Genomic DNA, 24256 nt, shown 5'->3' with positions numbered 1-24256 from the left:
ACGATGAACAATCGCAGGAGAGAAGTCGAGGTAAATAGGTCTGAGACCTTAAAATATATAAGATTGAAAAGAAATATAGATTCAGAAAAAGAAAAATTAAGAAAAGAGATAGCGGATAAGAAACGCGAATTTACACAGGAAGATCTCCTCCGAATGTCGGAGGAGGTTTTTTCGGTATTGGAGATAACAGGTTCGTTCAGGGATGCATCTACTATTTTTATTTATAATTCGATGTCCGATGAGGTTGCAACACGTGATTTTATCGAAAAATGGAAACACGAAAAGAATTTCTATTTTCCGGTTGTCGTGAATAACAATCTAGTCTTTCGTCATTTTACCGAAAATACAACATATACCAAAAGCAAGATAGGGGTAGATGAGCCCTCAGGTGTTGATTTTCTTGATTTCGGAAAGATAGATATGGTTATCGTACCCGGAGTTGCTTTTGATCGTAAGGGAAACCGTTTAGGAAGGGGAAAAGGGTATTATGACCATTTTCTTTCCGGAATAAAAGCTCCTAAAGTAGGTGTTTGCTTCGATTTCCAGTTATATGATCAGGTACCTGTATCTGAGAACGATGTAAAGATGGACGTTATTGTTGCCGAAAACGACCTTATCTGGTAGGTGTTTCGGCTTATTTTCTAAACTTATATGAAGATGGTACATGCGGCATTTATCAAAATAAATGTTTTATCATTCTTGCTGATGCTGGCAGGAATGTACTCATGCTATCAGGCTTCCGATATTCCGCCAAGGCCTTATGGTGCTTTGCCCTCAGATGAACAATTGAGCTGGCAGAAGATGGAATACTATATGTTGGTTCATTTTGGTTTGGGTACTTTCTCCGATAATGAACAACAAACTCCACGTTTATCTGCTTTCAATCCTGCAAATGTCGATTGTCGCCAATGGGCTGCAACAGCAAAGGCTGCAGGAATGAAAGGTATAATCATAGTAGCAAAGAGTGATGATGGTTTTTGCTTGTGGCCTAGCAATTTCAGTAAATATACAGTACGTGAATCTTCGTGGTTAAACGGGCGTGGAGATATATTGAAAGAATTGTCGGATGCCTGTAAGGAGTATGATCTTAAATTCGGATTGTATCTTTCACCAATTGACAATAATCATCCTACTTATGGTACAGCCGAATACAACCAGATGTTTGCCGGAATGCTTACGGAAGTAACGAGTAATTATGGTCAGATATTTGAGCAGTCATTCAATAGAATGAAGGAGCAAAATACTCATGCCAAGTTGCAGTTGTATGATTGGGATCTTTTCCTACGTATTGTTATGCGTAATCAACCTTCGGCAATTATAGCAAGTGATATTGGTCCCGGAGTGCGTTGGAGCGGTAGTCTACAGGGAATTGCGGGAGAAACCAACTGGTCGACTTTGAATGTCGAGGGCTTTGGGCGTGGCGAAGCAGATGCTCCTTCTCTTGATACGCTAAGTCGGGGTAACCGTTTGGGGGAGAATTGGATTCCATCAGAATCGGATGTCTCTATTCGTCCGGGATGGTTTTATAGTCCCGATACCGATGACCGGATAAAATCTCTGGATGAACTGATGAATATATATTATACTTCTGTTGGTCGTAATTCTAACTTATTGCTGAATGTGGCTCCGGATCGTTCGGGACGTATTCCCAAAAACGATTCTATCCGTCTTATGCAATTCCGAAGAGTTATTGATGAGGCTCTGGGTGCAGATATCATGGAAGCTGCAAAAGTAGAGGCCTCAAGTGTAAGAGGTAATTCGGATCGTTTTATCGAGCAGAATATGCTGGATGCCAACTATGACAGTTATTGGGCTACAGACGATACGGTAACTCAGGCTACTCTGGATATATCTTTTCGCAGAGATAAGACTTTCAACAGGCTGCTTTTGCAGGAATATATTCCGTTGGGACAACGAATTGAACGTTTTACTGTCGAATATATGAAAGACGATCTGTGGAAGCCTTTGGTGTCGGGTACGACTATCGGTTATAAGCGTATATTGCGCTTTCATTCGGTAACATCCCGTCAGATAAGAATAAACATCGAAAGAGCGTTGGCCAGCCCCGTGATAAATAAGCTTTCGCTATTCTCAGCAAAGGAAAGTTTAAGTAATCCTGTCATCTCACGGGATAAAGCCGGAAAAGTTAGTATATCATGCACTACCCCTGACCCTATTATTTATTATACGACCGATGGCAGCCGTCCAAGTAATAAATCTCTCGAATACAATAGGTCGTTGTTGTTGCCTAAGGGCGGTCATATTCGTGCTATTGCAATGATCAATCAGGGTAAGGATAAAAGTAAAATTGTATCTGAGAGATATGATATTGCTCCGGTTGAATGGAAAGTCGTTTCTCCGACCTATGAAGATATGTCTGCAATAGTCGATGGAGATGAGAATTCGTTTGTGAGTATCTATAAAAATCATAGTGTATCGATCGACTTTTCGGACGAACTCATGCTCAAAGGCTTCACTTATACACCGTCTTATGACGAGAGTGCCAGTAATATTTTCAGGTATAATTTGTATACCAGCCTCGATGGGCGTAAATGGGATAAGGTGATAGACAATGCATCTTTTGCCAATATGAGAACTAAGCCTGCTAAACATCGTGTTACATTTGGAAAAACAGTAAAAGCACGTTATCTCAAAATGATGAGTTTGGAAGCGGTTAAACGAGGTCCTAAATATTCAATTGCCGAGTTAGGTGTAATAACACGTTGAATGATTTCAATTAAAAGATAATGAAAGCGGATAAGATCAAAAATCTTATCCGCTTTTTATATGAAATGAAATATCTTCGGATATTTATTCCTGTTCCCAAACGAAACATCCGTCGAAATGATGTTTCAGATCTGTTTTTTTGTTAAAGATAGCATATACCGATGAACCCGATCCTGTCATAGAGGCATAGATAGCTCCAAGTGCATAAAGTTTCTCTTTGATATGTTCTATCATTGGGAATTTCGGGAAGATGCTCTTTTCAAAATCATTGAACATCAGATTTTTCCATTCTTCAATAGGATGTTTTACAATATCCTTTAGATTCTTTGATGGTGTGGCAGGTTCAATCGCTGAAAAGGCATCCTTGGTCGAAACAAAAATTTCGGGTTTTACCAATATCAGATAATAATTCTCGAACGAAATTTCTACTTCCTCCAATTTCTCTCCAATTCCTGATGCAAACATCGGTCTGTTGTAGATAAAGAATGGACAATCTGCACCTAGCTTCGCAGCCATATCGGCTAATTCTTTAGATGATGCACCCAAAGAATATTTACTGTTTATCAGTTTTAGCATAAAGGCAGCATCGGCTGATCCTCCTCCGATACCCGCACCGAACGGTATTTTTTTCAGCAAGTGTACTTCTACGGGAGGTATTTGATATTGAGAACGTACCAGTTGCAATGCCTTCATTACTAAATTGGAGTCGGCATTTGTACCTGTTTTTATTCCCGATTCTATAAAAATATCTGTTTCAAGATTAGGTGTTTCTACTATCTCCAGAGCGTCTTTTATCATAATCGGATAAAAAATCGTTTCGAGGTTATGATAACCGTCGTTTCGTTTTGAGATAATATTCAGACCCAGATTGATCTTTGCGTTTGGAAAGCAAATCATCTTAAGATTGTTATGTTAAACTAGTTTTTTGATAAGAGCTTCTTTGTCCCCGTAAATATAATCGATAATAGGTATTTCTATCATGGTATATGCTCCGGGAGATTGACGAAGAGATGCACGTGCCGATGCTACTAATACCTGAGCGGTAAGAGCCGGATTGTTTATCTTCATATCGAATTCTAAAAGCTGGTTTTGAGTATTGCCTGATACTCCTTTGCGTACCATATTTACTCCGTGACCCATATCTTTTAATGCGTCAACCGATTCTACCTGAGTTACGTGGGTTTCATCGTGAGCAAAATAATCATCTGTTTTTATGGCTTTAGCCACATCTTCGAATTTGTGACCTTCTTCTACCTCAATATATACCATACGGCGGTGTATGCTTGTTCCCAAAGGTATTGTCATCGATAATGCGGCTTTTACGCCCTTTATAGCTTTTACGGCTACTGTATGTCCCATACTCATGCCCGGACCGAAATTAGTGTATGTTACACCTTTGGGCGCCATGAATTCGAACATAGAACGTATCATAGAATCTGTACCCGGATCCCATCCTGCCGAAATAACCGATACAGCCTTGTATTCTTTTGCTGTTTTATCAAGATTGTGGCGAAGTTCTACGATGCCTCCGTGTATGTCAAAACTGTCTACGGTGTTGATTCCTAAAGCCAGGCATTCTTTAGCATATTCTTCAACACTGCGTGTGGGTGTACAAAGTACGGCTACATCTACATCTTTCAGATCTTTGACAGATGCTACCACTTTGTAGTCCTTTAGTTCAGAGGGAATGTTATCGGGGTTGCGGCGAACAATACCTGCAACCTGAAAATCAGGGGAACTGATAATCGCTTCGAGTACATATTTTCCTATATTGCCATAACCGATGATGGCTGCGTTTATTTTTTTCATGAGGTTCTGTTTATGAGGTTCTAAGGTCGCAGACCTATTTAATATTTTTAGATGTATAAAAGCTACAACTTATTATAATTAAATATTGTTGCTCAAAGTCATTCTTTTGACTTGTATATGTATTGTTCTGCATCGATTTTCAGGAACGAGCCTACAAAAGTACATAAATTTTGTGGAAATCATTCTCTTTTTTAAGCTGAGGTATCGGCTTTCAATAAAAAAGATTTTGTTATATTCGCATTTTACTGGTCGAAAACCTTTTTTGATGGAGTTGCTAAATACTCCGGTCGATTGTATTCAGAAAAATATATGTATTTAAGTAAGGCAAGGTTTTCTGTGGATAATTATCTGCCGTTGCATGATTTGAGAGTTTATAAACAGGTCTGAGACCTCAGTACAGCTAAGAAAAGTATAAAAATGAAATTAAACATACCCGCTTTCCCCGTTGATGAAATAGAAAATATTGTTTTTGACTTCGGTGGAGTTATAATGGATATCAATATCGGTCGTACATTAATCGCATTTAATAATCTTAAGATTGAAGGGCTTAATTCCGATGATATTATTTCAGGACATAAAAAATTCTTATTGGATCTTGAATTGGGATTGATAACTCCCTCTCAGTTTATTGATGCCGTTCATACTGAATATCCTGATGCGAAAAATGTAAACGAAAAGGAAATCTGGGATGCTTGGAATGCTTTGTTACAGCCTTATGACAGAGTGAGGATAGAAATGCTGGAGAAGATAAATAAAAATTACAGGACATATCTGTTAAGCAACACTAATTTTCCCCACCGTGTGAAATTCAAAGAAATGTACAGAAAGCAGTTCGGCGAAAATTTCGATGACCTGTTTATACAATGTTTCTATTCGGACGAAATGCATTTAAGAAAACCCGACCAGGCCATTTATCGCGAAATGATGGATGCAATCAGACTGAATCCTCAGAAGACGTTGTTTATTGATGACAATGAGGCGAATATAACCGGAGCTCGTGAGTTTGGATTGCATGCTTATCATCTGACAGGTGGCGAAAGAATTACTGACCTGTTTATACCTGTAATAGAATAATAAAGGAAAAAAGGACTTTAAGTAAAGTCCTTTTTTTATGATAGAATTAAAGAATCACTCATTCTTAAAGAAATCGTACAGCCAATGTAGCGATTCGAAATCTTCGGCAATAATTTTTGCAAATTTCTCAGTGTACACATCTTTATTTATCGGTTTTTGTTTGACAACATATACCGATTTTCGTTGAATCCAAGGTTGGAAGTATTCGGGAAGATCATTTGGTATAAGTCTTTTGTATTCTTCTCCCTGAATTGTAAAACCCCGATCCAAAACCTGTTGCGATTTCACTTTGAATTCCTCTGCATCATAAGCAATACTGTCTCTGAGGCTGTCCATCGTTTTCTTTTTCGGAGCAAATAGTCCCATGCCGTATAAATAATGATCGGCACTGAGTTCCATAAAATATCCGGGGATATTTTCCCATTCGGTTGAAGGTGTTAGGAAACTCATCCACAAGCATGTCTTATAAGGATCTTTGTTTTTAGAGAAACGTGTATCCCTGTATATCCGCGAGAGTACCCTGTGCGGGCGTAATTCGAACTGAGAATCTATATTATACATGGTTGGAGACAATACGGCTATAAGCTCTTTGAACGGAGCTTGTACTTCTTTTACAAAGACATCTTTGTTAGCTTCGAACCATTCTTTATAATTATTTTCTTTTATATCTCTGAAAAACTGAAATGTTTCTTCTGTAAATCCTTTAAATGCCATAAGTCAATGTTATATAATTTGCTGTAAGATCTGCGATTTATTTTTCTTACGATAAAGCAAAATAAATAGGTCTGCGACCTTTATTTTCTTCCGAAGTCGGCAGGTATCTCTCCCCATTCCTTAGTTTCCCATTTTATAATACGGGTAGTGAATGTATTTTCTCGCAGCCATTTTTCGGCTCGCTCTATCATATAGAACAACGACATATTGGTTGGAGTTCGCTCCAGCTTAGTTTTGCACTTCTTTTCCTTGATCCATTTGATTGCATTTACGCTATCGGAGTAAATAGGCATCGAAAGATTCTTTTGCTTCAATAAGGCCAAACCATGTACCAAAGCCAAAAATTCGCCTATATTATTAGTACCTTGTTCGTAAGGTCCCTGATGAAAGATTTGTTCTCCGGTAAGAACATATACTCCACGGTACTCCATTAAACCGGGGTTACCGCTGCACGCAGCATCTACTGCAAGGCTTTCTTTTATAATAGCCAGATTATTTATATTGTTATTCTTTGGCGTGGCTTTAGCCTGCTTTCCTACATATAACCAAGGATTTTCATCAAAAGCTTTTTTTGCCTGATCCAGAGTCGGGAAAGACTTATATATTGCGCCGTCGTATCCCGAAACCTGAGCTTTGCATTCATCCCATGAATTATAAACACCGGGTTTGATTCCGTTCCAGACAACATAAAAATTCTTTTTAGCCATAAAAAAGTGATAATAGCAATTAAATCTTATTTTCGAGAACAAGGGTTGTCTTCCTCTTGCCGGTCGAATATTGTATCATTAGACAAAGATAATATTTAATCTTGGTAAGGAGTATGCTCTATGTTTGAAGAAGTTAAAATGTTAATAAATATTCTGTATTTAGAAAATTTGACTACATTTGCACCGAACACCAATTGTTTCCTCTATTCTAATGGGATATATTTTCACACATATAAATTCTTTAGCTTATCTGAATTTTAACAATTTAGGCTTGGCTATGTCGCGTGAAATATTGAGAGAGAGAGAGAGAGAGAGAGAGAGAGAGAGAGACGCTGTCCGTGCGTAACTAATCAAATTTTTAATATAAAAAAAATAACATTGCGTCAAAATGACGTGATGATTTTTCTCGTATACATACCTCGGGTAATATATATCAATTTTTTAGTAAACCGGCAGGACGAACTGTATAAGGCAGTTTTGTTGTTGTTTTGTTGTCGTTCTGAATCTGCTTTGAGATTATACCAGTCCGCCGGCCGGTTTTGTCATGCAGTAAAGTGCAGCGGATGCACTTTACTGTTTCTTTTACTGCTAATTAGAACTCTGAATATAAACAACAAGGTCTATGACCACAACATTCAAACAAATAATGAAAAAGAAATTTCTTTTAATAATGGGGATATTCTCCTTCGGGATTATCCATGCGCAAGTTGGCATTAATACTCAAAATCCGTTAGGGGCGTTTCATATTGATCCGAAAGCTAATACCACAGGAACTAGTATTGCTCCGGCTAATGATTCCGATGATTTTATTGTTACCGGCACTGGTGTAGGAATCGGCACAGCTGCACCTACAGCAAACCTTGATGTTAGAGGAAGTGTACGGATTGCCGATGGCACACAGGCTACAGGAAATATTTTTACAACAGATGGAACGGGTTTGGGGTATTGGGATGCTACTTTTCAGTTTAAGATATTGCAATCGACAGTTTACAACGGATTATTATTACCTGTAGGCTCGTGGCTGACTGTCACTCCTGAAATAGAACTGGCTGTTGGAAAATGGATGTTAATCGCCAGATTAGTGACCAAAAATACTTGTGCATCAACCTATTTTACATGGATCCGTTTGCTTGATCTCAGCACGAGTAATGCGATAAATGCGGCAGGATCTCGTCCTTCGTATGACGGTGCTTATTATGATATAGTTGAAACAACCGGGGTTATAGAAATAACCAGTGGTAGTAAGAAGATTGTGTTGCAGGGGCAGAACTGGTCTAACTGTACTTATACCTCGCCGGATATGGGCGGGTCATATGTATATGCGATAAAATTATCATAATTAAGTAATGGCAAGTGTTTAATAATGATAACCAGCTATTGCTGTTATACTTGCAAAGTCTATAAATAGGTCTGAGAACTTAAACTAAATTATTATTACAATGAAATCAGTATTTATAAAAATATCTATCATATATTGTTTTATGCTGTGTGGAGGGCTGTTACAAAGTCAAGTTGTCCAGATAAGCAATATATCATCAAATATCCGTATGCAGATTGATCCATTGAGTAATTCGAGTGGAACTTCCGGTATTTCGGACGACTTGGTTATTACTCAGGATGGAAGTGTTGGCTTTGGAACAATAGCTCCTCGAGCTAAAGTAGAAGTGAATGGTAAACTACGGATTGTAGATGGAAATCAACAGGCTGGAGCTTTTTTCGTATCCGATGCTACAGGTTTGGGTTCTTGGTATGATGCCGATCTGATTGGTCGCAAAGTATTGTTGGGCACAGTAATGTCTGCTGCTAATTTAAGCTCGTCTTATACAAATATAACTTCTGCACCTATCACTCTGAAAGGCGGATTATGGATGATTGTAGGGCGTGCCGATATCGTAGGAGGGGGGACAGGCTCTGAAGAAAGACCTCAGTTTGTCTGGCTAAAAATAGAGGAAAGGACTACTGATACCAATAGCGTGGTAACTACTAAAACAATAAGTGAAGCCGGGTCGCCCCATATGATCCGTTTGGGTGTATATACGCAATATTACTGCACACCTATGGTTATGGGGTTTGTATCTGTTCCGATAGAAGGAGCATTGCAAAAGACAAGGCAATACTACATTTATGCGAAAAGTCCTTCGACAACTTATACTTCGCCCAGATTGACAACTAATTTATCTGGTGCATATTTTTATGCAATCAAACTTCAATAAGGTCTCAGACCTTTTTTATGAGTCTTTAAGTGTAACAGCAACAGGTTATAACTGTTCTGATACACGTCATTAAATTCTTTCTTTAACTTAATAAGTTTCTAAATACTTAAACATAAGCTTGAGATATGAAACAATATATAATAATATTTATAAGCATTTTTTGCATTAATATGGTCGGTTTAAAAGCTCAGATAGGGGTTTATACTGATAACCCGAAATATTTATTTCATCTTGATGCCAAAGGTAATAATCCTTCAAGTGGAACCGTGTCAGCCGCTATGCTGAGTGACGACTTTGTTGTTGATAGTAATGGTAATGTAGGAGTAGGTGTTACACCCACTACAAAACTTGATATAAATGGGGATCTCTTTTATTCAGGAACAGGACTGAAACAAGACATGAGATTGGTGTCTGATGCTCAGGGATATGCTTCATGGAAGGAAATTAACGATATGTTGAATCCTATTGAGAGTATATTGAAAGGGCTTCTTTATGGAAATGCAGATGGTTTGGCAGACCCTAATCAGGAAGATGCAAGCAGATCTATTACTGTACCTAAAACCTGGACTAATCTCACGAGGACTACAATTAAGATCACACCGGGCATCTGGCTTATTTATTCATCAGTGGGAGCCAGCGGAGTTGCTAATAAAACGGGACCTAACTTCTTTTGGATACAACTGAGAAATAAGACAAACGGACAGGTTTTGGAAACGGTTGGCAGCCTTCATGAATATGAAGGTGGGTATTGGGCTAAACCCCAGTTTGTAAAACTTATAACATTCGCAGCTAACTCAGAACTTGAGGTTTGGGGTATTTCGGATGTTTCTGTAGTTATCAACAACCGTTATGGCGGAACACATTTTGGTGCGGTAAAAATATTAAGCAATTAATATACATGTACTCTTTCGGAAAAGGTCTCCTGCATTATTATAATGCAGGAGACCTTTTTATTTAGGCATACTACTTTTATTTATAATGATTATAGTTACCTTTGTTTGTTGTCCATCGAGGCATGGCTGCCATAAGTAGTTATTACTTAATTATGCGACATTAAATACTTGCTGTAACTTAAATAAAAGGAACCAGTTTTGAATCTCGAACTATTTATCGCCCGAAAAGTATATTTCGGAGAAAGTACAAAACAGAAAGTGTCGTCTCCGGCAATTAAAATTGCTGTGGCAGGTATTGCTATCGGGTTGGCTGCTATGGTATTGTCGGTATGTATAGTCGTCGGATTTAAGAAAGAGATCAGAGATAAGGTTATTGGTTTCGGGTCGCATATTCAGATTACCAGTTTTGCCAATACTGCATCTTATGATACTAAGCCTGTCAGATTATCTGATAGTTTATTATCGGTTTTGCAATCGAACCCCAATATTGAACATATCGAATCGTATGCAACTAAGCCCGGCATAATCAAAACAGATACCGATTTTCAGGGTGTGGTACTGAAAGGGGTAGGAGAGAATTACGATTGGTCTTTCTTTAAAGATAATATGATCGAAGGAGATGTGTTTCAGCCTTCGGATTCGACAGTCGCTAATCAGGCCATAATATCTAAATATATAGCAGATCGTCTGCACCTGAAGTTAGGAGACTCCTTCTTTAGTTACTTTATACAAGATCCGCCTAAAGTAAGAAAATTTACAATAACGGGTATATACAGTACTAACTTCGAAGATTACGATAAGCTTTTTATGATCGTTGGTCTGAATACCGTTCAGCGGCTTAATAGCTGGGACGCTAATCAGGTGAGCGGGCTCGAACTACGTGTAAAAGATTATAGCCGCTTACAGGAAGTTAAAGATGATCTGTTTTTCCAGATGGCAGGTTCTCACGATGGTGATGGGAATGCTTTGTTTACACGATCCATAGAAGATATAAACCCCATGATATTCAGTTGGCTGTCGTTGCTTGATATGAATGTGTGGGTAATAATAATACTGATGCTTGCAGTGTCGGGATTTACCATGATTTCAGGATTACTCATTATTATTCTAGAGCGGGCAAATATGATCGGGATACTAAAGGCTTTAGGATGCCGAAATACTGATATCCGCAAAATATTTCTTTATATATCTTCATTCTTGATTATAAAAGGGATGATATGGGGAAATGTGATCGCCCTCGTTATTTGTATTCTCCAGAAAATGTTCGGGATTATAAAACTCGATCCCGCAACCTATTATGTGACAGAAATGCCTGTATATCTTAATCCTTTATATATAATTCTGATCAATATCGGAGCTTTGCTTATATCTTTGGCTATGATGATAGGCCCTTCATACCTTATTGCCCGTATTTCTCCGGCTAAGTCAATAAAATTCGAATAGTATTTTATTTCTCCAGATTTTCTCCAGAATCACATTATACATTTGTAACAAAATTAAATGTATAATTAGTGGATATTATGAGAAAATTATTAAGTATTAATTTGTTAGTGGCTTTGTTTGCTTTAGCTTTTATGGCTATGTCATGTAGTGATGATGACGACGATGTAAATATTCCGGTTGAGGCATTGCCTGAGGCGGGGAAAGCTTTTGTTGCTACACATTTCCCTAGTGCTACAATTAGCAGGCTTGAAAAAAATAAAGGGATGGACGAAGATGGAACTTTGTTTGAGGCTTATTTATCCAATGGTTTTGAGGTAGATTTTGCTCCCGATGGAACATGGACAGGTGTTGACGGTCGTTTGACTGCTGTGCCGGTGTCAGTTGTTGCTCTGTTGCCGCAAGAGTTGCAAACTTATCTAACGGCAAATTATGCAGGGGTTGCAATTGTGGAGATTGAGAAGAAATCTTACGGTTTTAAAGTCGAATTATTAAATGATTTGGATCTGATGTTTAAGTCGGATGGAACATTTATCGGAATAGATAGATAGTACCTCTTATACGAAAAAAAGCCGATAGTCGTGAGATACCCTTACGACTATTGGCTTTTTTTAGAATAAAAGTTTACTTTTGCCTATAACTAACTGATAAACTAAGGTCACAGACCTGTTTTTTGACTTTGCAAGCCTAATACCTAGAGTTGGTTGTCGCTTAAAATAGTCATTGAATACGTTCTGTTGCTTAAAAACACACACACAACAATGAAAAAACAACCATTCTTATTCGTTTATATCGTATGTATTTGGGCTTTCTCTTTAGTTTCGTGCAGCGATAATGATGATGATACACCACCCGTAAAAACAAAGGTAGATCTACCTCTGGAAGCCCAATCGTTTCTTTCGTATTACTTATTGGACTTTACTGATCCTGAAATCAAATTGGTGGATGATAGTGTATACACTGCTTATTATAAGGATCAGGACTTATCAGTAAATTTCGACAAGAATGGAAAATGGATGCTTGCTGAAACATCGAAAGTGCTTCCCAAAACGTTGTTGGATTGTCTACCTCAGAAAATTAGAAAAGCGACAGAAACATTTCACGAAGCAGATACTATAAAAGGGATGCAGGTGAAAGAGTATGGTTATATGCTCAAATTGCCGAAAACACAACTTGCATATAATAGTACCGGAGAGTATCTCGGTTATGATGAAGAATCTAAAGCTGACAAACTTTCCAATGTTTCCAGAAACTTTATTAAACAATATTGGCCAGACGCAGAAGTAACTTCAGTTATATTAAATGCGGAAGATTACAGCAAAAGATATTATTTGGTGTACTTATCAGATGAAACTATTTTACGTTTCGATTATAATAAAGGTACTTGGCAAAAAATTGATGGAGGAATAAAACCTTTGTCAAAAGATGTTTTAAGCCTTATGCCTGAGGATATTATTAAAGATGCTGAGAATACAGGAAGAAGTCCGATAGTCTCTATGGAAATAGAGCAGGTAGGTCTTTACAATTTCCGATTTGTTAATGGTAATGGATACACTATCGCAACTGAAGATTATAAGGGAACCCCTGCAAATCCTAGTGAAGTCAGAACTGCCGTTCTCGAATTTATTAAATCACATTGGCCTGAAAATGATATTAGCATTATCGGTTATTCATGGGGAAGTATGAGCCCCGATGAATATCGTTATTTCTTGAGTAATGATTTTGAATGTATTTTTACGTCATACAAAGAGTGGATACTGATTGATGGGGGAGATCAGGAGATTCCTCAGTCGATACAAAAAGAATTGCCGAGTGCCGTTCTTAATTGTGTGAACGAAGGTTTTTGGGGAAATAAAATAGTAAAGATTGAGAAAGTGATAGAGGAAACCACTAAAATGTATTACTATATTAGTCTTGATGCAAATAACGCTATTCTTAAAATAAATGGTAAGGGAGAATTGGTTGACTATTGGGATAGACCATGATGAAGATAATAAATGATAGAAAAAATCCCAATGAATTTCTTCATTGGGATTTTTTTATGATGGAGTTATTCTCGGAATTACTCTACAGTAAGGATAGTTACACCCTCAAGGATAGAATCTCCTTGGTTTACATTGATCGAAACAACTTTACCGTCTTTAGGAGCATTGATGGCATTTTCCATTTTCATAGCTTCCAACACGGCTACTGTTTGTCCTTTCTTCACATCATCACCAACATTTACATTGATACCTACAATGATACCGGGTAGTGGCGATTTGATAGCTCCTGCACTGTTACCGCTTGCAGGTTTGTTAGGTGCTGCGGCTGCTACAGTTTTCTTAGGAGCAGCTGCTGCAGGTGCTGATTTAGCAACAGGATTAGCAGTAAATGTAACTTCCTCCTCGTTGTTAACTAACTCTACTTCATAGTTGCTGCCGTTTACGGCAACCTGTGCTACAGAGTTCTCTAATTTATTTACGGCAACGATATAATCTTGACCGTTAATTCTATATATGAATTGTTTCATGATAAAATTCTCTAATTTTTATTTTCTTACTGGCATTTGAAGCATCATTGCACTTCTGTCAACCCAAGGAAGATTAGCGTTAGATTCATGCTTAATGGTTAGTACATTACTTTCCACATCGTGTTGGTGCTGAAAGTCATATATAGCCATGGCAATAGCTGCTAAAACATCTGTAGGTATGTTTTTATCACTCATAATCTCAAGCTGTTTAATATTTTTATTATTCGCTTAATTATAGAGGTAAGTTATCATGCTTTTTAGCAGGATTTACCACGTTTTTAGTTCTCAACTGCTCTAGTGCACGGATTACACGGAAACGTGTATTGCGTGGTTCGATTACGTCATCAATATAACCGTAGCGTGCTGCATTGTAAGGATTGCAGAATAGTTTGTTATATTCTTCTTTCTTAGCTGCGGCTGCTTCTGCTTGTTTAACAGGATCCGGATCTGCTTTGATTTCTTTAGCATACAATACTTCTACGGCACCATCAGCACCCATAACTGCGATTTCGGCAGTTGGCCATGCGTAGTTGATATCGCCACGAAGTTGTTTACAACTCATTACGATGTGAGAACCTCCATAAGATTTACGTAGAGTAACAGTCACTTTAGGTACAGTTGCTTCGCCGTAAGCATAAAGAAGTTTTGCTCCATGAACAATTACACCGCCATATTCCTGACCTGTTCCAGGAAGGAATCCCGGTACGTCTACCAATGTAACCAAAGGTATATTGAAGGCATCACAGAAACGTACAAAACGTGCAGCTTTGCGTGAAGCATTAATATCCAATACTCCGGCCATGTATTTAGGTTGGTTGGCAACGATACCGACAGATTGTCCGTTGAAACGAGCGAAACCGATAATTATATTCTTGGCATAAGCCGAATGTACTTCAAGGAATTCGCCATTATCGATAACTGCACCGATTACTTCATACATATCGTATGCTTTATTCGGATTGTCAGGTATGATATCATTCAATAAGTCATCCATTCTGGCGATAGGATCAGTACATTCTCTGCGAGGAGCTTCTTCTCTGTTGTTTGAAGGAAGGAAGCTCATCAAGTTACGAATCAAAGAAAGACCATCGTCTTCATTTTCAACTGAGAAATGAGCAACACCAGATTTGGTTGTATGTACACTTGCTCCTCCAAGTTCTTCTTGAGTAACGTCTTCACCTGTAACAGTCTTTACAACTTTAGGTCCTGTAAGGAACATATAAGAAGTGCCTTCTGTCATGATATTGAAGTCGGTCAAAGCCGGAGAGTATACAGCACCACCGGCACAAGGTCCGAAAATTCCTGAGATTTGAGGAATTACACCGGAAGCCATGATATTGCGTTGGAAAATTTCTGCATAACCGGCAAGAGCATTAACACCTTCTTGGATACGTGCGCCACCCGAGTCGTTGATACCGATACAAGGTGCCCCCACCTTCATAGCCATGTCCATTACTTTACAGATTTTCATTGCTAGAGTTTCTGACAATGATCCTCCGATTACAGTAAAGTCTTGAGCGAAGATGTAAACAAGACGTCCGCCAATTGTTCCGCATCCGGTTACTACACCGTCACCAAGGAATTTGGTTTTTTCCATTCCGAAGTTTGTACAACGGTGTTCTACGAACATATCGAATTCTTCGAAGCTGCCTTCGTCCAATACCATTGATATACGTTCGCGAGCTGTGTATTTTCCTTTTGCATGTTGACCATCGATTCTTTTCTGACCACCGCCTAGGCGTGCCTTTTCACGAAGTTCAATAAGCTCTTTTACTTTTTCAAGTTGGCTCATGTTATTATTTTTTGATTCTTAAATTTTTAATTATGTGTTATCTTTCTGTTCATAACGGATAGGGCAAATATGAGAATATCTCTTATTGCGCAATGAACAATAAAAAAAGGTCAAAGACCTTTATTTTTCAGGATGTTCGCAGAGTTCAGTTAACACACTGCAAGTTGATTTTGGGTGAAGGAATGCTATATTCAAACCTTCTGCACCACCACGAGGAGCTTTGTCTATCAATTGTACGCCTTTGCTTTCGGCTTCGGCCAATGATGCGGCAACGCTGTCTACTGCAAATGCAATGTGGTGTATACCTTCTCCTTTTTTCTCGATGAATTTAGCGATAGTACTATCAGGGCTGGTTGGCTCAAGAAGTTCAATTTTAGTTTGTCCTACTTTGAAGAACGCAGTTTTCACTTTTTGATCTTCTACCACTTCAATGTTATAACATTTCAAGCCTAAAACGCCTTCGTAATATGGAAGACTGTCTTCGATGCTTTTTACAGCAATGCCAAGATGTTCGATGTGCGAAATATTCATGTTTCTCTATAAAAAAGTTAGTAAATTTTTATTGTTTACAAAATTACTAATTTAATTATAATGAGAAAGAATTATTTAAGATAAAAAGAGGTTCTGTTTATCTGTGATAGGTTTTGTCGATGTTGTAAGTGCCGGGAGGTGACAAAAAGTAAAAATCTAAGTAGAACGATAATTCCATAGTTTATGCTTGTGTTGCACATGTGGTATTACTCTGATAGATAATAAGAAGCAGATATAATACCCGTATGAAAATTATAACGGTATTATATCTGCTTCTTATTTAATGCTTTATATATGTTTCTTTTAGTACGGGTTTATACCGCTTATTGCAGCCTTTTTTATAGCCCACGATAGAGCATTTAATTCTAAAGCCGAATTATATACGTATTTGCTTGGCGCACCACTTGGTTGCGGATAGTTTCCATAAAATTTACTGGAAGGAATTCCATTGATATAACAAGAGGGATAGTCATTCTGATATCCAGTAGAGGTTCCGATGGTAGCTACGCAATCTCCAAAGTATACAAAATTTTTACTGTCGTTATACCATACTATTGAATATTCCGGATTTACCGATGGTTTTCCATAAGGATTATATGCAGAGCAAATTTGTACTGAATTGGAAGGTAGTGATGTTAAGATAATAGAATTGTTACTGTCATTATCTTCTCCCCAGTCTTTTCCGGCTATATTGCCAAAAGGTCCATTGATTATCGGATCATCGGGCAGGTTATTAATAGGGTAGGGGTTGTCGTATATCGGATTTCCTGCAATTTGATTCTGAGCTGTTTCTATTCCAAATACACCTTTTAATAGAATATTGACGGCTGAGGCTGTATTATCAGAAGACCCATAAATGACACATCCTCCTTTGTTTATGTAATCAACAAGAGCATTGGTTACGGCAAGATTGGGAGATGCTCCGTATGCGAAATAAAGAACGACATCGGGAAAACTCCCATCAGAATATCCGTTTGTTAACCACGATGCCGCAGTTGTAACATTTGTTGTGGCCCAAAGTTGGGTAAAGCTTTTTATCTTGACTTTGCCATTTGGGCTAAAGCTTCCATTGCTAGAATTTAGAGCCGCAGTTCTTTCCGGAGAATCAGTAGACCAAGAGTATCTTCCATTTCCTATGACAGCAAATTTCATAGAAGGCAGTATTATTGGTATTGTCGTTGTACACTGACTATTACCTTCTGTGGTATTGGTTGTAATTGTGATTTCAAAATTTTCATTAACAGTTGGAGTACCTGTCCCCATTAGTTTTACCGATTTAGTTCCTTTACCGTCAAAAGCTCCTTCGGCTGAGAATTGTATTCCGTTTACGGAGTTTGATGTAATACTGTAAGTACCCGGATTAGAAACATTCACATTGACTGATATATAGTGAGTTGAGTTTAATTGTTCGTTTTTATAATAGTCTCCAGATACGACAATGCTCGAACAGTTAATTGTATAAGTTGCAGTGGGAGCTTTTACTATAATTTCGGGTAGGCAGTTATTTAGGAGCGTTATTCCCGTTAGGTTAACATAATCGGTTTGTGCTTGATTTGGCATCCCTTGAGCGGGTACATAGATAGTCAGTGCTCCTGTCTCAAGAACAGTTCCCGATGTCGTAAAGAAGTAGCCGTTACCTGTTGTTCCGTTAATTGTATAATTTCCTGTTTTCTTTACATTAACCCTGATAACCAGGTAATTTGAAGCATCTACGCTTTTGTCCTGGATATAAATCCCCTTTACCGTAATATCATTACAATCAACAGGATCGAATTGGGCGTTTCCCAATTTTCCACAAAGACTTTTCCATTCTTTATCTTCTTTAGAGTAGTAATTGTAACAATCTTCATCGATATTATAAATAAATAATCCGTTAGCAATACTCTTATCTGTGACATCAATCTGATCTCTTAGTTTTTGAGTAATACGGGGAACCATTATACCTTTGGGTATCGTATCTGTTCCGTTTACAATGTTCTGAACATCTAATTCAGAAAGCCGATTTGGCGATTCAGTATTGATGCCTACTTGAGAATAAAGATTCTGAGTAAAGAAGACAAGGCAGCATAATACTGTAAATAATGATAATTTTTTCAGTTTAGTTTTCTTCATTGTTGTTAAAATTCTGTTGTTCGTAAAATAGTATATCTTTTATTTTGATTGATTGAGTATTTATCAATTGATGCTTTATCCCTGGTCTCTTCCGAGTAATTAAAAAAAAACAAAGTGTTTTATTGACACAAAAATAACGTAAAAATACGATTGTAGCAAAGTATAATATTTCTTTTTGAGTGTATGTGTGAAAAGGCAGTAAAGTGCAGAGAGTGCACTTTGCTGCCCAAAGTTGGTCTGAATGAGATGAACTGTCAGGTTCAGAGATTAAACAACAACAATGACAACAAAATATCTCTGTCTGACATGATATGCCGAGCCAACCGATTGAACAGAGAACAATTATCAATGAACAGTTATCAATGATTAATTGAACTTTGGTATAATATGTAAATGTGAAGATTAGCCACTTGACAGATATGAAAATTAGCAGATGTAAAAATGGTGTAAAGCAATGATATTCAATTACAAGTTCAGTTGATAACTGTTGACTGATAACTGTTTATGCGAAGCATAAAAAAGTGCTCCGTCATTTTGACACAATAGAAATTTTGATTATTTGTTACGCCAGATGCGTCTCTCTAATATTTCACACAATACAGCCAAATCCGAATTGTTAAAAATCCGACAAGTATTGAAATTTTTATATGTGAAATATTTGCCCATATAATGATGATTAGTGTGACAAATATTAAACAATGTTTTTTTAATGCCAAAACTGCAATATTACGATTAGATTTACTTTGCTAAATATACGAATGTTAAATAACTAGTTTGTGTGAACGAAATATGTTATATAATGTTTAAATTATAGATGATCGAAAGTATTTTAATGAAAGGCTTTCAATCAAAAAGAGCTGAGGCTCTGACCTTAAATTGATCTTTAAACTTATTGAATTATGGAAGGCAAGAAAAGACGTAAAGTTATGACCGTTTTAGGTCTGTGTTTGGTTGTTTTCTCTCTGTTTTTCTTTGTACAGATCGGTGCACAAAGAGAAACTGCCGGAATGGAAAGAGGTAATCTTTTCATGCTTTATGGCATGGGGACTGCTATCGTCGGTATGGTGCTTTGTTTACTGGGATTCCTTAGAGGGCACAGCCATTCTGAATGAATCGAAATTCTCGTTTTTAAGGGTAATAAATCTAAGAAATTATTCGTGAGTCGGTGGTTGAATGATTTCTTAGATTTATTTTATAATTTAAGTTATAGAAGGCTCCTGTTGTTATACTTGTCGAAGTGATAAAATAGGTCTGCGACCTTAGTATATTTCGAACAGGTATCCGATATTAACTCCGTAACTGTAACTTCCTCCACGTTTTCCGCTCCAGGGTTTAATGACTCCATATTGGAAACTACTGCCCAGATACAAACTGCCAACCATTACACTAAAACCAACCTGAGGGCCAAAGTTGAAACGCTTGTGTAAATCGAAGATATCAGGTTTGATTCTTCCTTCAGCAGAGTCTGTCCAGTAACTGCCGGAAAAAGCATAACGGGCAAATCCTCCAAAGTCGAAACCTACACTCACATCTTCATCTCCACCTCTAATAGAAAACATCAAGGGAGTTTCTACTGAATAAGTTGATGCCGAATACGAAGGTTTATATTTGTCTGCTGATTTTGATCCGTCCAAAGAAAGTAAAATAGCAGGTTGGAAATACAATTTATCAGAAACGGGGGTGCTTAGCATACCCCCAACTTTAAAACCGAAGCGACTGGCAGCGTCAGCTGTTGATAGCGATGTTATTTGCCCAGAGCCTCGTAATCCTAAACGTGTTTGAGCCGAAGCCAAGTTGTATCCCAATAATATAACGAATAATAATAGTACCGATTTTTTCATGTATAAAAGTTTTTTACAAAAATAGTTTCTTTTTCAAGAAACCCAAAACAATAGGCTATTAACAACGAAAGAGACTCTAAGCAGAGTCTCTTTCGTTTATATAATCTAATTGTAAATCAGATTGATAATACTTTTAATGTATTGATCAGATCTTCATTTACAGGCTTGTTTTTCTTAATTGCCTTTGAGAATGGCACATATACGATTTTATCATTCTGTATACCGATCATAACATTTCGCTGATCGTCAAGAAGCGCATCTATAGCAGCGGCTCCCATACGACTAGCAAGGATACGGTCGGCGGCAGTGGGAGATCCTCCTCGTTGAACGTGTCCCAGAATAGTTACACGCACATCGTATTGGGGATATTCTTTCTTTACACGTTCTGCCATAGCCATAGCTCCTCCGGTGATATCACCTTCCGTAACAAGCACCAGGCTACTGTTTTTGCTCTTTCTGAAACCGTTGGAGATAAGCTCGCCCAACTGGTCAGATTCGAATACTCGTTCGGGAATAATAGCTGCTTCTGCTCCTGTAGCCAAAGCTCCGTTTAATGCTAAGTAGCCGCATTCGCGTCCCATTACTTCGATAAAGAATAAGCGTTCGTGCGAACTTGCTGTATCTCTGATTTTATCGACAGCTTCCATGATAGTATTCAATGCAGTATCGTATCCGATAGTCATATCTGTACCATTCAGGTCATTGTCTATTGTTCCGGGAAGGCCTACAATGGGTATATTGTGCTCTTGCGCCATTATGCGGGCTCCGGTTAACGAACCGTCTCCTCCGATTACGACCAAGGCGTCAATTCCTTCGCGCTGCATAGCTTCGAAAGCTACCTGACGTCCTTCGGGAGTCATGAATTCTTTGCAACGTGCTGTTTTCAGGATAGTTCCACCCTGTTGGATAATATTACTGACGCTATTGGTTTTGAAAGGGATAATTTCATCAAAAATCAAACCTCTGTAACCTCTCATAATGCCTTTTACCTCGATATTGTTATAAATAGCAGCACGGGTTACGGCGCGAATAGCTGCGTTCATTCCAGGAGCATCGCCTCCAGAGGACAGAACGCCAATACACTTAATGTTTGCCATGATTAATTCAACTTATTTTGTTATACAGATTTCACCTTCAGAGACGAAATTTCGGCGACTTTCTTTTCTACCTCCTCCATTTGCCATTTCGGGGTTGATGTTGCACCGCATACTCCTATCGAAAGACCCTCCTTAATTACATCAGGATCGATTTCGTCGGGTGAAGATACAAAATAAGAGTTAGAATTGTACTTTTTACATTCTGAAAAAAGCACTTTTCCGTTTGAACTTTTTTTACCGGCTACGAAAAGAATCAGATCGTGTTTAGTTGCAAAATCCTTTATGTTAGGAATTCTGTTCGAAACCTGTCTGCAAATGGTATCGAAATACTCGAATTGAGCGTCGGGGCTGATTCGGGCTGATATTATGTCAATAACTTCTCTGAAGCCGTCAAGAGGCTTTGTCGTTTGCGAAAACAGGCAGATATTCTTTGTGAAATCTAGTTTTTCGAGATCTGCTTTATTTTCAATAACAATGGCGTTAGAATCCGTCTGACCCATAAGTCCGTTTACCTCGGCATGTCCGATTTCTCCATAAATAACGATCTGTGTATCATTTTCCACTTCGTTATTATGTTTGTCTTTGATGCGTCGTTGCAAGCGTAATACTACAGGGCACGATGCATCTATAATCTCTATGTTATTGCGTTTCGCAGTTTCGTATGTGCTGGGCGGTTCGCCGTGTGCACGAAGCAATACCTTTACATTCTTTAATTGACCGAATTCTTCATGATTTATAGTCCGAAGCCCTAGTCTGGCAAGTCTTTCTACCTCTAGATTATTGTGAACAATATCTCCCAGGCAATATAAGACTCCACCTTTAGCCAATTCTTCTTCCGCTTTTTTGATGGCATTTACCACTCCAAAGCAAAACCCTGATTTTGAATCTATTTCAACTGTGTTCATTGTGAAGTTAAATAATTGAATTTATCGAGCAGCCATTGCATTTGCTGCTCTTTTGTAAGCTGCGAATTGTCAAGAACCAAAGCGTCTTCGGCTTGCCTCAGAGGGCTCTCGTCTCTGTTTTGGTCTATATAGTCGCGTTGCTTTATATTTTCTAATACTTCCTCGAATGTTGTGTCGAAATCGTTTTTAGACCGTAGTTCATCCAGACGCCTTTGGGCTCTGATCTGAGGATCGGCTGTTACGAATATTTTCAACTCGGCATCCCGAAACACCACTGTGCCTATATCCCTGCCATCCATTACAATTCCTTTTTCAGCACCCATTTGTTGTTGTAAATGTACCATCTCTTTGCGGACAAAACCAACAGCACTGACCAAGCTAACTTTGCTCGCAACTTCCATTGTCCTGATTTCCTTTTCGACATTTATACCGTTCAGATATACTTCGGGTAAAGAAGTTGTTTCGTTCAGTCTGAAATATATTTTTATATTCCGGATAGCTTCTTCAAGTTTCACAAGATCAAGATCATCTCCTTTAAATAAATTATTTTGTATGCAGTATAAAGTAACGGCTCTGTACATAGCTCCGCTGTCTATGTAAATGTATCCGATTTTACGGGCCAGATCTTTGGCCATTGTACTTTTACCACACGAAGAGAATCCGTCAATTGCAATTGTAATCTTTTTCATTCGAGTTATATTTACAACAATAGTGTATATAAAATGTTCGTTAATTCAGGTCTCTGACCTTTTGTATTGCTTAATTATAATAAGATGTTGCTTGTTTTTGGTGATTTAGCTATCTGTAAGCTGATATATAGTGATTAATCTATGAGTGATAAATATTTGTTATAATCAGCATGATAAATGATACTAAAACTTAGAGATATCCATGCCTAAACTGAAATGGAATGAGGTTGCCGAAGGATGGTATTTAGCCAGAGAAAACCCGACACTGAATTTTTGTATTTTGATTCCGGCTCCGGCATTTAATCCTCCGAATTTGTTTCCTTCCTGTAATTTCAGGTCATAATGGACTTTGGGATTGAATCCGATACCTATCCAGAAATTTTGAGACGGGATAATGTCTATTCCGAATATTGCGTGCTTGAATAACGTTTTGGTAAAACTATCGCCACTGCTGTCTATTCCGTTGGCTTCATCGACTCTCGAAAATTTCCATTGTGTGAGATATACTCCTGTAATCGAAAATCGTATCGGAGCATTTCTCAATTGTTTGCTGATGCCTATATTTATGTCCCAGGGCAGGCTTACCCGTTTGTCGTTGTATGATGATAACTGGCTACCTATATTTTTCAAAACCAGACCGGCTGAAAACTCACGGTCTTCGTTGTAATAGCTTAATCCGACATCAAAGCCTATCGCTGTAGATGAATAATCTGCGTAAGATGATGATATAAACTTACCTGTTACCCCTCCCCGCAGCCTGTTGGTCAGCATATGGCTGTATATTCCGTTTACCACAATGTCTTTAGCTCCGAAACTTCCGAGCTCTTCATTGTTCTCATTTGTTTCTTTAAAATTACCATAATCGATATAGTTGACTCCGACTGCAAAAGAATTTGCATTCCGTATGGATTTTCCAAAGATGGCACTTCCGACTTTTACATCTGCAATGTACGACATGAAGTTGACGTTGGCATTCATATCCATTTCTTTACCCAATGCCGCCGGATTCTGAAAAATAAGTGAGATGTCGTTTTCTATAGCCGACACATTGGTTCCGCCCAAAGCATCAGACCTGACTGAGTTCGGTAAGTCCAGAAAACGGAATACTTTTTCCCCATCCTGAGCATTTACTACAGATACAGAGGCTATACATATGAAAGCTGTTATATACGTCTTTATTCTTTTCATGAATGTATTCTA

24 protein-coding genes are annotated in these 24256 nt (G+C 38.1%); 10 read left to right on the top strand and 14 right to left on the bottom strand.

Features of this window, described 5'->3' with window-relative positions; translation table 11 throughout:
• Positions 1-63: 63 nt before the first annotated feature.
• Positions 64-624, top strand: a complete 561-nt coding sequence (locus AABJ51_RS06820; protein ID WP_338374927.1) for a 5-formyltetrahydrofolate cyclo-ligase — start codon at positions 64-66, stop codon at positions 622-624.
• Between the two features lie 27 nt (positions 625-651).
• The gene (locus AABJ51_RS06815) at positions 652-2727 is read left to right on the top strand and encodes an alpha-L-fucosidase (RefSeq protein WP_338374924.1); all 2076 of its coding nucleotides are present in this window, start codon (positions 652-654) and stop codon (positions 2725-2727) included.
• Between the two features lie 84 nt (positions 2728-2811).
• On the opposite strand, the gene ispE is transcribed toward AABJ51_RS06815, so the two are convergent.
• Both ispE and AABJ51_RS06805 read right to left on the bottom strand, forming a co-directional pair.
• Entirely contained in the window at positions 2812-3624 is an 813-nt protein-coding gene (ispE, locus tag AABJ51_RS06810) for a 4-(cytidine 5'-diphospho)-2-C-methyl-D-erythritol kinase (RefSeq protein ID WP_338374922.1), read from the bottom strand.
• 15 nt (positions 3625-3639) lie between these two features.
• On the bottom strand, positions 3640-4536 hold the full coding sequence (locus tag AABJ51_RS06805; protein WP_134435521.1) for a diaminopimelate dehydrogenase: 897 nt from the start codon (positions 4534-4536) through the stop codon (positions 3640-3642).
• A gap of 417 nt (positions 4537-4953) precedes the next feature.
• Here AABJ51_RS06805 and AABJ51_RS06800 point away from each other — a divergent pair, with 417 nt between their 5' ends.
• The gene (locus AABJ51_RS06800; protein WP_134435520.1) at positions 4954-5610 is read left to right on the top strand and encodes an HAD family hydrolase; all 657 of its coding nucleotides are present in this window, start codon (positions 4954-4956) and stop codon (positions 5608-5610) included.
• Between the two features lie 54 nt (positions 5611-5664).
• Here the strand turns inward: AABJ51_RS06800 and AABJ51_RS06795 are convergent, their stop codons facing one another.
• Positions 5665-6324: a DUF2461 domain-containing protein gene (locus tag AABJ51_RS06795; RefSeq protein ID WP_134435519.1), complete on the bottom strand. Its 660-nt coding sequence runs from the start codon at positions 6322-6324 to the stop codon at positions 5665-5667.
• An 80-nt stretch (positions 6325-6404) separates the two neighbouring features.
• Entirely contained in the window at positions 6405-7031 is a 627-nt protein-coding gene (locus tag AABJ51_RS06790; protein ID WP_338374916.1) for a ribonuclease H1 domain-containing protein, read from the bottom strand.
• A 646-nt stretch (positions 7032-7677) separates the two neighbouring features.
• On the opposite strand from AABJ51_RS06790, the gene AABJ51_RS06785 reads away from it, so the two are divergent.
• The 6 genes from AABJ51_RS06785 (at position 7678) to AABJ51_RS06760 (ending at position 13562) form a co-directional block, all read left to right on the top strand.
• Positions 7678-8370: a hypothetical protein gene (locus AABJ51_RS06785; protein ID WP_338374914.1), complete on the top strand. Its 693-nt coding sequence runs from the start codon at positions 7678-7680 to the stop codon at positions 8368-8370.
• Positions 8371-8470: 100 nt separating this feature from the next.
• Positions 8471-9244, top strand: a complete 774-nt coding sequence (locus AABJ51_RS06780; protein ID WP_338374913.1) for a hypothetical protein — start codon at positions 8471-8473, stop codon at positions 9242-9244.
• 125 nt (positions 9245-9369) lie between these two features.
• Positions 9370-10137: a hypothetical protein gene (locus tag AABJ51_RS06775; RefSeq protein ID WP_338374911.1), complete on the top strand. Its 768-nt coding sequence runs from the start codon at positions 9370-9372 to the stop codon at positions 10135-10137.
• 198 nt (positions 10138-10335) lie between these two features.
• Positions 10336-11580 carry an ABC transporter permease gene (locus tag AABJ51_RS06770; RefSeq protein WP_338374909.1) on the top strand — a complete coding sequence of 415 codons (1245 nt, stop codon included), beginning with the start codon at positions 10336-10338 and terminating at the stop codon, positions 11578-11580.
• 77 nt (positions 11581-11657) lie between these two features.
• Entirely contained in the window at positions 11658-12128 is a 471-nt protein-coding gene (locus tag AABJ51_RS06765) for a PepSY-like domain-containing protein (protein WP_338374907.1), read from the top strand.
• A 210-nt stretch (positions 12129-12338) separates the two neighbouring features.
• A complete protein-coding gene (locus tag AABJ51_RS06760) occupies positions 12339-13562 on the top strand; it encodes a PepSY-like domain-containing protein (protein ID WP_338374906.1) in 1224 nt (407 codons plus the stop codon).
• 77 nt (positions 13563-13639) lie between these two features.
• On the opposite strand, the gene AABJ51_RS06755 is transcribed toward AABJ51_RS06760, so the two are convergent.
• The 5 genes from AABJ51_RS06755 to AABJ51_RS06735 all read right to left on the bottom strand — a co-directional run bounded on the left by AABJ51_RS06755 (position 13640) and on the right by AABJ51_RS06735 (position 18524).
• Positions 13640-14089 (bottom strand): DUF2118 domain-containing protein, encoded by a 450-nt coding sequence (locus tag AABJ51_RS06755; protein WP_338374904.1) that lies wholly within the window; start codon positions 14087-14089, stop codon positions 13640-13642.
• An 18-nt stretch (positions 14090-14107) separates the two neighbouring features.
• Positions 14108-14284 (bottom strand): hypothetical protein, encoded by a 177-nt coding sequence (locus AABJ51_RS06750; RefSeq protein WP_166786283.1) that lies wholly within the window; start codon positions 14282-14284, stop codon positions 14108-14110.
• A 37-nt stretch (positions 14285-14321) separates the two neighbouring features.
• Complete coding sequence (locus AABJ51_RS06745; protein ID WP_026627658.1) at positions 14322-15881, bottom strand: acyl-CoA carboxylase subunit beta; 1560 nt, start codon at positions 15879-15881, stop codon at positions 14322-14324.
• A gap of 120 nt (positions 15882-16001) precedes the next feature.
• Positions 16002-16412 (bottom strand): methylmalonyl-CoA epimerase, encoded by a 411-nt coding sequence (gene mce, locus AABJ51_RS06740; RefSeq protein WP_026627657.1) that lies wholly within the window; start codon positions 16410-16412, stop codon positions 16002-16004.
• 303 nt (positions 16413-16715) lie between these two features.
• Positions 16716-18524, bottom strand: coding sequence for a phage tail-like protein (locus AABJ51_RS06735; RefSeq protein ID WP_338374901.1), 1809 nt, complete (start codon positions 18522-18524; stop codon positions 16716-16718).
• 899 nt (positions 18525-19423) lie between these two features.
• On the opposite strand from AABJ51_RS06735, the gene AABJ51_RS06730 reads away from it, so the two are divergent.
• Positions 19424-19636: a hypothetical protein gene (locus AABJ51_RS06730; protein ID WP_338374898.1), complete on the top strand. Its 213-nt coding sequence runs from the start codon at positions 19424-19426 to the stop codon at positions 19634-19636.
• Positions 19637-19783: 147 nt separating this feature from the next.
• Here AABJ51_RS06730 and AABJ51_RS06725 read toward each other — a convergent pair whose 3' ends face one another.
• The 5 genes from AABJ51_RS06725 to porQ form a co-directional block, all read right to left on the bottom strand.
• A complete protein-coding gene (locus AABJ51_RS06725) occupies positions 19784-20365 on the bottom strand; it encodes an outer membrane beta-barrel protein (RefSeq protein ID WP_338374896.1) in 582 nt (193 codons plus the stop codon).
• A 116-nt stretch (positions 20366-20481) separates the two neighbouring features.
• A complete protein-coding gene (gene pfkA / locus AABJ51_RS06720; protein WP_026627654.1) occupies positions 20482-21462 on the bottom strand; it encodes a 6-phosphofructokinase in 981 nt (326 codons plus the stop codon).
• Between the two features lie 20 nt (positions 21463-21482).
• Entirely contained in the window at positions 21483-22367 is an 885-nt protein-coding gene (locus AABJ51_RS06715; protein WP_026627653.1) for a 4-hydroxy-3-methylbut-2-enyl diphosphate reductase, read from the bottom strand.
• The gene (gene cmk, locus AABJ51_RS06710; RefSeq protein ID WP_338374894.1) at positions 22364-23056 is read right to left on the bottom strand and encodes a (d)CMP kinase; all 693 of its coding nucleotides are present in this window, start codon (positions 23054-23056) and stop codon (positions 22364-22366) included. Before cmk ends, AABJ51_RS06715 begins: the two co-directional genes overlap by 4 nt.
• A gap of 183 nt (positions 23057-23239) precedes the next feature.
• Positions 23240-24244 (bottom strand): type IX secretion system protein PorQ, encoded by a 1005-nt coding sequence (gene porQ / locus AABJ51_RS06705; protein ID WP_338374892.1) that lies wholly within the window; start codon positions 24242-24244, stop codon positions 23240-23242.
• Between the last annotated feature and the right edge of the window lie 12 nt (positions 24245-24256).

This window comes from Indolivaga capnocytophagoides, assembly GCF_036511535.1.
Classification (GTDB): Bacteria; Bacteroidota; Bacteroidia; order Bacteroidales; family Dysgonomonadaceae; genus Dysgonomonas_A; species Dysgonomonas_A capnocytophagoides.
Note: the sequence above shows the minus strand (reverse complement) of the source record. Positions and strands in the feature narration are given on the sequence as shown.